This is a genomic window from Streptomyces sp. NPDC047981 (assembly GCF_040653315.1).
Lineage (GTDB): Bacteria > Actinomycetota > Actinomycetes > Streptomycetales > Streptomycetaceae > Streptomyces.
The window spans coordinates 1-9,888 of sequence record NZ_JBEZNQ010000143.1 but is presented as its reverse complement, the minus strand read 5'-3'; the positions used below and the strand labels follow the sequence as shown (position 1 = coordinate 9,888).

The following is a 9,888-nucleotide window of genomic DNA, read 5'->3' as shown; positions in this document are numbered from 1 at the left end:
AGCCGGAACTCCTTCTACACCTACAGCGGCCTGTCCGCCGCCCGCTCCGCACCCGCAGCGGCTCGAACGGCGGGACGCCGAGCGGCGCGGGCACGTGCGAGGGGGAACGGCGGACGTGGGAACCGGAAGAGGGGGAGTGAGAGGTCGTCATCGCGGACACCACCTGTCGGGAGTCGGAAGGTCGCTCCCACCATCCCGCCCCGCCGGAGATCCCGCTCCCGCCTGTGGATCAACCGCGGACTGTGGACAACTCCCTCACTCCCCCGGGGGATTCACGCGGGGGATTCACGGCAGCTCGATCCCCAGGTCCCAGCCGTCGTGGGCATGGGTGCACAGGCAGTCGCGGTCCGCCGTGTCCGGCAGCGCGCCCACCGCGTCGAAGAGCACCTCGCGCAGCCTGCCGAGGTTCGCGCGGAAGACCCGCATGACCTCGGTGTGCGAGACGCCCTCGCCGGTCTCCGTGCCCGCGTCCAGGTCCGTGACGAGCGCCAGCGAGGTGTAGCAGAGGCCCAGTTCGCGGGCGAGGACCGCCTCGGGGTGCCCGGTCATGCCGACCACCGACCAGCCGGCCGCCGCGTGCATCCGCGACTCCGCGCGCGTGGAGAAGCGCGGCCCCTCGACGACGACCATGGTGCCGCCGTCCACCGCGTCCCAGCCCTTGCCCCGGGCCGCCTTCAGCGCCACCCGCCGCCCGTCCGGGCAGTACGGGTCGGCGAAGGTGGTGTGGACGACCTTCGGCACGGCCCCGCCCCAGGCCTCCGGCAGCGGCTCCCCGTCGAAGTACGTCTGCACGCGCGTCTTCGTACGGTCGACCAACTGGTCGGGGACGACGAGGGTCCCGGGCCCGTGCTCCGCCCGCAGCCCGCCCACGGCGCACGGCCCGAGGACCTGCCGTACGCCCACCGAGCGCAACGCCCACAGGTTGGCGCGGTAGTTGATCCGGTGCGGCGGCACGGTGTGGCCGCGTCCGTGCCGGGGCAGGAACGCGACCCTGCGCCCCGCGACCTCGCCGAGGAAGAGCGCGTCGCTGGGGCTGCCGTACGGGGTGTCCACGGACACCTCCGTCACGTCCTCCAGGAAGGAGTAGAACCCCGATCCGCCGATCACACCGATGTCCGCAAACGCCTTGGTCGCCATGCCGGTCAGATTAACGGCCCGGGAATGGCCGGAAGCCCCACCGCGCGCGGCAGTGAGGCTTCCGTAAGAACTCGGTCGAGCGCCCGGTGCGGGCGGCCCTCCGGTCAGGCGGCCGAGCTGGAGCTCGACGCGCTGGACGTGCTCGACGAAGAGGCCGGCTTCGCGTCCGAGGAGGACGACGAAGAGGACGTCGACGAAGAGGACGACGAGGACGGGGAAGAAGTCGTGGAGGACTTCGACGCGGGGGAGCTGGAGCTCGACGAGCCGCGGCTGTCGTTCCGGTAGAAGCCGGAACCCTTGAAGACGATGCCGACCGCCGAGAACACCTTCTTCAGGCGTCCCTTGCAGCTCGGGCACTCGGTCAGCGCGTCATCGGTGAACTTCTGCACCGCCTCGAGGCCCTCGCCGCACTCGGTGCACTGGTACTGGTAGGTCGGCACTTGTCTTCCTCCTGGCACTCACACTCATCGAGTGCTAACGACGATCCATAGTGACGTATTCCGCCGGATCAGTCCACCGTCACCGGCACTCGGTGACCGATACCACGTGCCGCCACGCGCCCCGGAGCCCGGGGGGTCAGCCGTGAGCGCAGGGCGACGAGGGTGGCCAGCGCGAGCGCCGTGCCGACCAGCGGGACCAGGAATCCGGTGCTCGCTCCGTGCGCGTCGGCCAGCCGGCCCGCGACCGTCACGGCGCCCGCCTGGCCGAGCGCCACGGCGCCGGTGAGCCAGGTGAAGGCCTCGGTCCGGGAGGAGGCCGGGACCAGGGTCTCGACGATGGTGTAGCCGGTGATCAGGGCGGGGGCGATGCACAGGCCCACGACCAGGCCGAGGGCGCCGAGCAGCAGGACGGAGTCGGCGGACCAGAGCAGCGAGGCGGCCGCGGTGAGTCCGGCGTAGCCCAGGATCAGCCGCTTGCGCGGGCCGATCTTCCAAGCGATGGCGCCGCACGCGATGCCCGCGAGCATGTTGCCCGCGGCGAAGGTCCCGTACAGCAGACCGTTCACGCCGGGGTTGCCGATCTCCTCGCTGAACGCGGTCAGCGAGACCTGCATGCCGCCGAAGACCGCGCCGATGCCCAGGAACGCGATGGCCAGGACGCGGACGCCGGGGATGGAGAGCGCGGAGGCGTGCGGCTGGGAGGCGGCCGCCGCGACCAGGCCGTGGACGGGCTGGGTGCGCTTCTGCGCGGCGAAGAACAGGCCGCCGAAGAGCGTCAGGGCCGCCTCGGCGATCAGACCGGCCGCCGGGTGGACGCCGGTGCACAGCGCGGTGGCGAGGACCGGGCCGACGACGAAGGTGAACTCGTCCGTGACCGACTCGAAGGCCGCGGCCGTCGGCATCAGTGGGGAGTTCTCGAGCTTCGCCGCCCAGCGGGCGCGGACCATCGGCCCGATCTGCGGGACGGAGGCGCCGGCCGGTACGGCCGCGAGGAACAGCGCCCACATCGGAGCGCCCGCGAGTGCGAGCACGACGAGCAGGGAGACGGCGGTGGCGTGGACGAGGACGCCGGGGACCAGGACGGCGCGCTGGCCGAAGCGGTCGGCGAGCTTGCCGCTCTGCGGGGCGAAGAGCGCCATCGAGACGCCGGTGACGGCGGCGACGGCACCGGCGCTGCCGTAGGAGCCGGTGGTGTGCTGGACGAGCAGGACGATGCCGATCGTCAGCATCGCGAACGGCTGGCGGGCGGCGAAGCCGGGGATCAGGAAGGACAGCGCGCCGGGGGTGCGCAGCAGCTGCCCGTAACCGGCCCGCTTGCGGGCCTTGCCCTCGGTGGGCTCGCCCGCGCCCTTCAGAGGCGTGTCAGAAGTGACCGTGGACACCACGGTCCTTGCCTTTCTGCCGCCTGGTAGCGGGCCCCTGCACGGTGGTGCGGGCGTAGCCGAGAGCTGTCCTCTTGCGCGGAACTGCGGTAGATACCGGGCCCCTGCGGAGGGCTTCTCGGCCGCCATACGGTCGCGCCAGCTCTGCGTCAGGCAGAGTTGGTTCGATCAAGTGTGCCTTCATGGTACAGGGAAGGGCGTCTTCCCGCCTGGGAAAACGCCCTTCTCGACGAATCTATGCCTGTGATTAACCGGACGTTCGCTTGGTGAAGGGCAGATGCGGCCAGTGCGAGTGCGGTCCCTTGGGCGCGGAGACCGCCGTCGAGCCCCCCGTACCGAGCCAGCCGGCCAGCTTTCCGCCCTGTCCGACGGCCCGCAGCCGCCGCTCGGTGGCGTCCCGTACGGGGTCGGTCGCGACGACCAGCAGTTCGTCCCCGCGCCGCAGCACGGTCGCCGGACTCGGTACGAAGCTCTTCTCGTCGCGGACGACGAGGGTGACCGCCGCTCCGGGCGGCAGCCGCAGCTCCGCGACCTCCACGCCGTGCATCTTCGAACCCTGCGGGATGGCGACCGACAGCAGGTGGCCGCGCAGCCGCTCCAGCGGGGCCGACTCGACGCCGAGGTCGGCCGCCTCGGAGGAGCCGAGCTTGAGGGCCTTCGCCAGCCAGGGCAGCGTCGGGCCCTGGACGAGGGTGTAGACGACCACGAGCACGAAGACGATGTTGAAGACGCGTTCGCTGCCCTCGATCCCGGAGACCATCGGGATCGTGGCCAGGATGATGGGGACGGCTCCGCGCAGGCCGGCCCAGGACATCAGGGCCTGTTCCTGCCAGGGGATGCGGAACGGCAGCAGGCTGACGAAGACCTCCAGGGGCCGCGCCACCACCGTGAGGACCAGGCCGATGATCACCGCGGGCAGGATGTCGTCGCCCAGCTTGGACGGCGTCACCAGCAGGCCGAGCAGGACGAACATGCCGATCTGGGCGATCCAGCCGAGCCCCTCGGCGAAGCCGCGGTTGGCCGGGGCGTGCGGCAGCTTGGCGTTGCCCAGGACCATCGCGGCCAGGTAGACGGCGAGGAAGCCGGAGCCGTGGGCCAGGGCGCCGGCCGCGTACGCGGTGACGGCGATGGCCATGACGGCGATCGGGTAGAGGCCGGAGGCGGGCAGGGCGATGTGCCGGAGCCCGTAGGCGCCGAGGAAGCCGACCCCGAGGCCGACGGCGGCGCCGATGGCCAGTTCCATGGCGATCGTGCCGACCAGGACGTACCAGCTGTCGATCGGGCCGACGGTCGAGAAGGCGACGACGAGGATGACGACCGGGGCGTCGTTGAAGCCGGACTCGGCCTCCAGGACACCGGTGACCCGGGAGGGCAGCGGGACCTTGCGCAGGACGGAGAAGACGGCGGCGGCGTCCGTGGAGGAGACGACGGCGCCGATGATCAGCGCCTGCTGCCACTCCAGGCCGACCAGGTAGTGGGCGGCGGACGCCGTGATGCCCACGCTCACCGCGACGCCGACGGTCGACAGCACGACCGCCGCGGGCAACGCGGGTTTGATCTCCTTCCACTTGGTGCCCAGGCCACCCTCGGCCAGGATCACCACCAGTGCGGCATAGCCGATCACCTGCGTCAGCTCGGCGTTGTCGAACTCGACGTTGCCGATGCCGTCCTGCCCTATCGCGATCCCGATCCCCAGGTAGAGGAGCAGGCTGGGGAGCCCGCTCCGGGACGAGATCCGCACCGCCGCGACAGCGATGAGCAGCACGAGTGAGCAGATGAGCAGGAGTTCATTGAGCTCGTGGACAGACAGTGACCCGTTCCTTCCCCTCACGCGCGGCCGGATCGTTCCTCCAGCAGCCGGTACTTCGTTACCTTACCTAATCTTTAACGTTTTCTTGACGCCCTCCTTGCCTCACCTCGATCGCCAGTGCGATCTTGGGCGGCCTCCTTGGGACACCGCGTCCGGGCCGCTCGGACGCTGCGCCTAAGGTTGCTCCCGTACTCCAGGACCACCCTGCCCCTCGAAGGACAGCGATGCCCTCCAACACGACCGCGCCCCCCGCCAAGAAGAAGGGGCGGCGTGCCCGCCTGATCGTCCTCGTCCTGGCCCTCGCGCTGGTCGCGGGCGTCGGCTTCGGCGGGTACTGGGGCGTCAGCACCGTCCGCGCCTCGTTCCCGCAGACCACGGGCGAGATCCGGCTGGACAGCCTGTCCGGCGAGGTCGAGGTCAAGCGGGACGCCTACGGGGTGCCGCAGATCTACGCCGACACCGAGGCCGACCTCTTCCGCGCCCAGGGCTACGTCCAGGCGCAGGACCGGTTCTACGAGATGGACGTGCGCCGTCACATGACGGCGGGCCGCCTCTCGGAGATGTTCGGCAAGAGCCAGATCGACACCGACGCGTTCCTGCGGACGCTCGGCTGGCGCCAGGTCGCGCAGGAGGAGTACGACAAGGTCCTGTCGGAGGAGACGAAGAAGAACCTCCAGGCATATGCCGAGGGAGTCAACGCCTATCTCAAGGGCCGGGACACCTCGGAGATCTCCGTCGAGTACGCGGCGCTCGCCCTCACCGGCGACTACACGATCGAGCCCTGGACCCCGGTCGACTCGGTGGCCTGGCTCAAGGCGATGGCCTGGGACCTGCGCGGCAACATGCAGGACGAGATCGACCGCTCCCTCATGACGAGCCGGCTGAGCCCGGCGCAGATCAAGCAGCTCTACCCCGGATACCCGACCGACCTGCACCAGCCGATCGTGCAGACCGGCGCGGTCGACGAGGAGACGGGGAAGTTCGACCCCAAGGCCACTCCCGCGAAGAACGGCGACGGTGCCGGCACGGGCAACGACTCCGGCAGCGCGCTGGGAGGCGTGCAGAGCCAGCTGGGCGCCCTCTCCGACGCCCTCGACGAGATCCCGGCCCTCCTCGGCCCGAACGGCAACGGCATCGGCTCGAACTCGTGGGTCGTCTCCGGGCGGTACACGACCTCCGGCAAGCCGCTGCTCGCCAACGACCCGCACCTCGCCCCCATGCTGCCGTCGCTCTGGTACCAGATGGGCCTGCACTGCCGCTCCGTCTCGGCCACCTGCCGCTACGACGTCTCCGGCTACACCTTCTCCGGCACGCCCGGCGTGATCATCGGCCACAACGACACCGTCGCCTGGGGCCTCACCAACCTCGGCGCCGACGTCACCGACCTCTACCTGGAGAAGGTCTCGAACGACGGTTACGTGGTGGACGGCAAGGTCAAGCCGTTCACGACCCGCGAGGAGACCATCAAGGTCGCCGGCGGCGGCGACCGGAAGATCACCATCCGATCCACCGGGCACGGCCCCCTGGTCTCCGACCGCTCCTCCGAACTGGAGAAGGTCGGACAGAAGGCCCCCGTCGGCAACGCGGCCCCCGACCGGGGCAACGGCTACGCGGTCTCCCTCCAGTGGACCGCCCTGCAGCCGGGCAAGTCCATGGACGCGATCTTCCAGCTCAACCGCGCCAAGAACTTCAAGGACTTCCGCGCCGCGGCCAAGAACTTCGAGGTCCCCTCCCAGAACCTGATCTACGCCGACGCCGAGAACATCGGCTACCAGGCACCCGGCAAGATCCCGGTGCGCGCCAAGGGCGACGGCACCGTGCCCGCGCCGGGCTGGGACTCCTCGTACAAGTGGAAGGGCTACATCCCGTACGACGAGCTGCCGTACGAGCTGAACCCCGCGCGCGGCTACATCGTCACCGCCAACCAGGCCGTCGTCGACAAGAAGAAGTACCCCTACCTCCTGACGGAGGACTGGGGCTACGGCTCGCGCAGCCAGCGGATCAACGACCTCGTCGAGTCGAAGATCAAGGACGGCGGGAAGATCTCGCCCGACGACATGCGGACCATGCAGATGGACAACCGCAGCGAGATCGCGACCCTGCTCAACCCGCTCCTGCTGAAGATCGACATCTCGGACCCGTACGTCCGCGAGGCGCAGAAGCTGCTCGAAGGCTGGGACTACACCCAGGAGCCCGACTCGGCCGCCGCCGCGTACTTCAACGCGGTCTGGCGCAACGTCCTCAAGCTCGCCTTCGGCGACAAGCTGCCCAAGGAGCTGCGGGCCGAGGGCGACTGCATCAGCGTCCTCCCCGCGGACCTGACCGGCCTCCCGGTCGACGAGCAGAACAAGAAGGTCCGCGAGTGCGGCGAGCGCGACGCGGACACGGCGCAGCCGGACGGCGGCGACCGCTGGTACGAGGTGGTCCGCCCGCTGCTCAAGCAGGAGAACAGCGAGTGGTGGAAGACCGAGGCCAACCGCACCGACCAGGCCACCGAGACCCGTGACCAGCTGCTCGCCCGCGCCATGGAGGACGCCCGCTGGGAGCTGACCGCCGAGCTCGGCAAGGACGTCTCCACCTGGAGCTGGGGCCGGCTGCACCAGCTGACCCTGCAGAACCAGACCCTCGGCACCGCGGGACCGGGCCTCGTCCAGTCCCTGCTCAACCGCGGCCCGTGGAACCTGGGCGGCGGCGAGGCGGCCGTCAACGCGACCGGCTGGAACGCCGCCGGTGGCTACGGGGTCATCTGGGTCCCGTCGATGCGCATGGTCGTGAACGTCGGCGACTGGGACCGGTCCCGCTGGATCAACCTGTCGGGCGCCTCGGGCCACGCCTACCACGACAACTACACCGACCAGACGGACAAGTGGGTCAAGGGCGAGCTGCTCGACTGGCCCTTCGGCAAGGCGGCGGTCGACGCCTCGGCGAAGGACACGCTGGTCCTGAAGCCGTAGCCGGCGCTAGAAGTGCCTGACCCCCTCCGGGGTCACCACCGCGTGCACGGGGTGGTCGTGCGGTTCCTCCGGGACCCGGGCGACCACCTCGTCCGCGTACAGGAGCACCACGAGCGCCGGGTCCGCGCCGGCCCGGGCCAGCCGGGCCAGGACCCGGTCGTACGAGCCGCCGCCACGCCCGAGCCGCATCCCGCGCGCGTCGACCGCGAGGCCCGGCAGGAGGACCACGTCCGCCGCGCACACGGCCTCGGGGCCGAGCCGCGGACCGGTCGGCTCCAGGAGCCCGCGCCCGGCCTTCGCCAGGCCCTCGGCGCCCTCGTACGCGGCCCAGTCCAGGTCGTTGTCGGGCAGCAGGACCGGCAGCAGGACGCGGACGCCCCGGGCGCGCAGCGCGTCCAGCAACGCGCGCGTGCCCGGTTCGCGGCCGACGGACACATAGGCGGCGACGGTCGACGCCCCGGCCAGCTCGGCCAGCTCGTGGGCCCCCCGGGCCAGCCGCTCGGCGGCCGAATCGACGTCATGGCCGGTCAGCTGCGCGCGCGTGGCGAGGAGTTGGCGGCGCAAGGCGGCCTTTTCGGTCATGTCGGCGCTCAACGGTCGTTCACCTGACTTCACGAACCTCTCGTAACTGTCTTTATGCACAGGAAGTTAATCGGAGCCCCATCTTCCTCTCATACCGAACGGCTATGGTGCTCCGCATGACTCAGTCGCCCCCCAGGATCAGCAAGGCTGTCATCCCGGCCGCCGGTCTCGGCACGCGGTTCCTCCCGGCCACCAAGGCCACCCCCAAGGAAATGCTGCCGGTCGTCGACAAGCCCGCGATCCAGTACGTCGTCGAGGAGGCCGTCGCGGCCGGACTCTCCGACGTCCTCATGATCACCGGTCGGAACAAGCGTCCCCTGGAGGACCACTTCGACCGGAACTACGAGCTGGAGGAGGCGCTGGCCCGCAAGGGCGACGAGGAACGCCTCTCCAAGGTGCAGGAGTCCAGCGACCTCGCCACCATGCACTACGTGCGCCAGGGCGCCCCGCGCGGCCTCGGCCACGCCGTGCTGTGCGCGGCCCCGCACGTCGGCGACCAGCCCTTCGCCGTGCTGCTCGGCGACGACCTGATCGACCCGCGCGACCCGCTGCTCTCACGGATGGTGGACATCCAGGAGCGCGAGGGCGGCAGCGTGATCGCGCTCATGGAGGTCGAGCCCTCCCAGATCCACCTCTACGGCTGCGCGGCGGTGGAGGCGACGATCGACTCCGACGTCGTCAAGGTGACCGACCTGGTCGAGAAGCCGGACGTGCACGAGGCGCCGAGCAACTACGCGATCATCGGCCGCTACGTGCTGGATCCGGCCGTCTTCGGGATACTGCGGGAGACCGAGCCGGGCCGCGGCAACGAGATCCAGCTGACCGACGCCCTGCAGAAGCTCGCCAAGGACGAGAAGATCGGCGGCCCCGTCCACGGCGTGGTCTTCAAGGGCCGGCGCTATGACACCGGCGACCGCGGGGACTATCTGCGTGCCATTGTCAGACTGGCGTGCGAACGTGAAGACCTGGGACCGGACTTCCGGGCCTGGCTCCGCAAGTACGTCAGTGAGGAGATGTAGCACCTTGAGCAGCAGCACGGCACCGGTGGCGGGCGGCGACCCGGCGGGGGACGGGACCGAGGTCGAGGCATCGTCGTCGGGCGAGGCGGTCGCGGACGCCACCGGGGCCGCCCACGGCACATCGGGCGATCCCTGCGCGGGCCCGGCCCGGGGACTGTGGTCGGTGGACGAGCACCTGGCGGACGTCCTCGGGGCGATCACCCCGCTCGAACCCATCGAGCTGCAACTGCCCGACGCCCAGGGCTGCGTCCTCGTCGAGGACGTCACGGTGCCCGTCGCGCTGCCGCCCTTCGACAACAGCTCCATGGACGGCTACGCGGTCCGGGTCGCCGATGTCGCCGGTGCCACCGAGGAGTTCCCGGCGGTCCTGACCGTCATCGGTGACGTGGCGGCGGGCGCCGACGGCCTCCCGGTCGTCGGCCCCGGCGAGGCCGCCCGGATCATGACCGGCGCCCCGCTGCCGCCCGGCGCCGAGGCCGTGGTGCCGGTCGAGTGGACCGACGGCGGCACGGGCGGGGGCGCGGCGAGCGGGATGCGCGCCGCCCGCGCCGCCCCCGAGGGCGC

General features: G+C 70.9%; 7 protein-coding genes and 1 pseudogene. 3 read left to right on the top strand and 5 right to left on the bottom strand.

Annotated elements, in window-relative coordinates:
- Positions 1 to 285: 285 nt before the first annotated feature.
- From AB0E14_RS38355 to AB0E14_RS38340, 4 genes are all read right to left on the bottom strand, one after another.
- Positions 286 to 1,137, bottom strand: coding sequence for an S-methyl-5'-thioadenosine phosphorylase (locus tag AB0E14_RS38355; RefSeq protein ID WP_362429750.1), 852 nt, complete (start codon positions 1,135 to 1,137; stop codon positions 286 to 288).
- 104 nt (positions 1,138 to 1,241) lie between these two features.
- Positions 1,242 to 1,577: an FmdB family zinc ribbon protein gene (locus AB0E14_RS38350; protein WP_362429747.1), complete on the bottom strand. Its 336-nt coding sequence runs from the start codon at positions 1,575 to 1,577 to the stop codon at positions 1,242 to 1,244.
- 68 nt (positions 1,578 to 1,645) lie between these two features.
- Entirely contained in the window at positions 1,646 to 2,932 is a 1,287-nt protein-coding gene (locus AB0E14_RS38345) for an MFS transporter (RefSeq protein ID WP_362429753.1), read from the bottom strand.
- Positions 2,933 to 3,206: 274 nt separating this feature from the next.
- The gene (locus tag AB0E14_RS38340; RefSeq protein ID WP_362429744.1) at positions 3,207 to 4,724 is read right to left on the bottom strand and encodes a potassium/proton antiporter; all 1,518 of its coding nucleotides are present in this window, start codon (positions 4,722 to 4,724) and stop codon (positions 3,207 to 3,209) included.
- A 269-nt stretch (positions 4,725 to 4,993) separates the two neighbouring features.
- On the opposite strand from AB0E14_RS38340, the gene AB0E14_RS38335 reads away from it, so the two are divergent.
- Entirely contained in the window at positions 4,994 to 7,723 is a 2,730-nt protein-coding gene (locus tag AB0E14_RS38335; RefSeq protein WP_362429741.1) for a penicillin acylase family protein, read from the top strand.
- A gap of 6 nt (positions 7,724 to 7,729) precedes the next feature.
- On the opposite strand, the gene AB0E14_RS38330 is transcribed toward AB0E14_RS38335, so the two are convergent.
- Positions 7,730 to 8,305 (bottom strand): 5-formyltetrahydrofolate cyclo-ligase, encoded by a 576-nt coding sequence (locus tag AB0E14_RS38330; protein WP_362429737.1) that lies wholly within the window; start codon positions 8,303 to 8,305, stop codon positions 7,730 to 7,732.
- Between the two features lie 116 nt (positions 8,306 to 8,421).
- Here AB0E14_RS38330 and galU point away from each other — a divergent pair, with 116 nt between their 5' ends.
- Together galU and AB0E14_RS38320 are read left to right on the top strand one after the other, a co-directional pair.
- Positions 8,422 to 9,324 carry a UTP--glucose-1-phosphate uridylyltransferase GalU gene (gene galU / locus AB0E14_RS38325; protein WP_362429734.1) on the top strand — a complete coding sequence of 301 codons (903 nt, stop codon included), beginning with the start codon at positions 8,422 to 8,424 and terminating at the stop codon, positions 9,322 to 9,324.
- Between the two features lie 154 nt (positions 9,325 to 9,478).
- Positions 9,479 to 9,888 (top strand): annotated as a pseudogene (locus AB0E14_RS38320) (molybdopterin molybdenumtransferase MoeA); the annotation flags it as partial.

Bases quoted from the DNA above. Each gene is read 5' to 3' on its own strand.
- AB0E14_RS38355 (WP_362429750.1), bottom strand. From the start codon at position 1,137: ATGGCGACCAAGGCGTTTGCGGACATCGGTGTGATCGGCGGATCGGGG.
- galU (WP_362429734.1), top strand. From the start codon at position 8,422: ATGACTCAGTCGCCCCCCAGGATCAGCAAGGCTGTCATCCCGGCCGCC.
- AB0E14_RS38335 (WP_362429741.1), top strand. From the start codon at position 4,994: ATGCCCTCCAACACGACCGCGCCCCCCGCCAAGAAGAAGGGGCGGCGT.
- AB0E14_RS38330 (WP_362429737.1), bottom strand. From the start codon at position 8,305: ATGACCGAAAAGGCCGCCTTGCGCCGCCAACTCCTCGCCACGCGCGCG.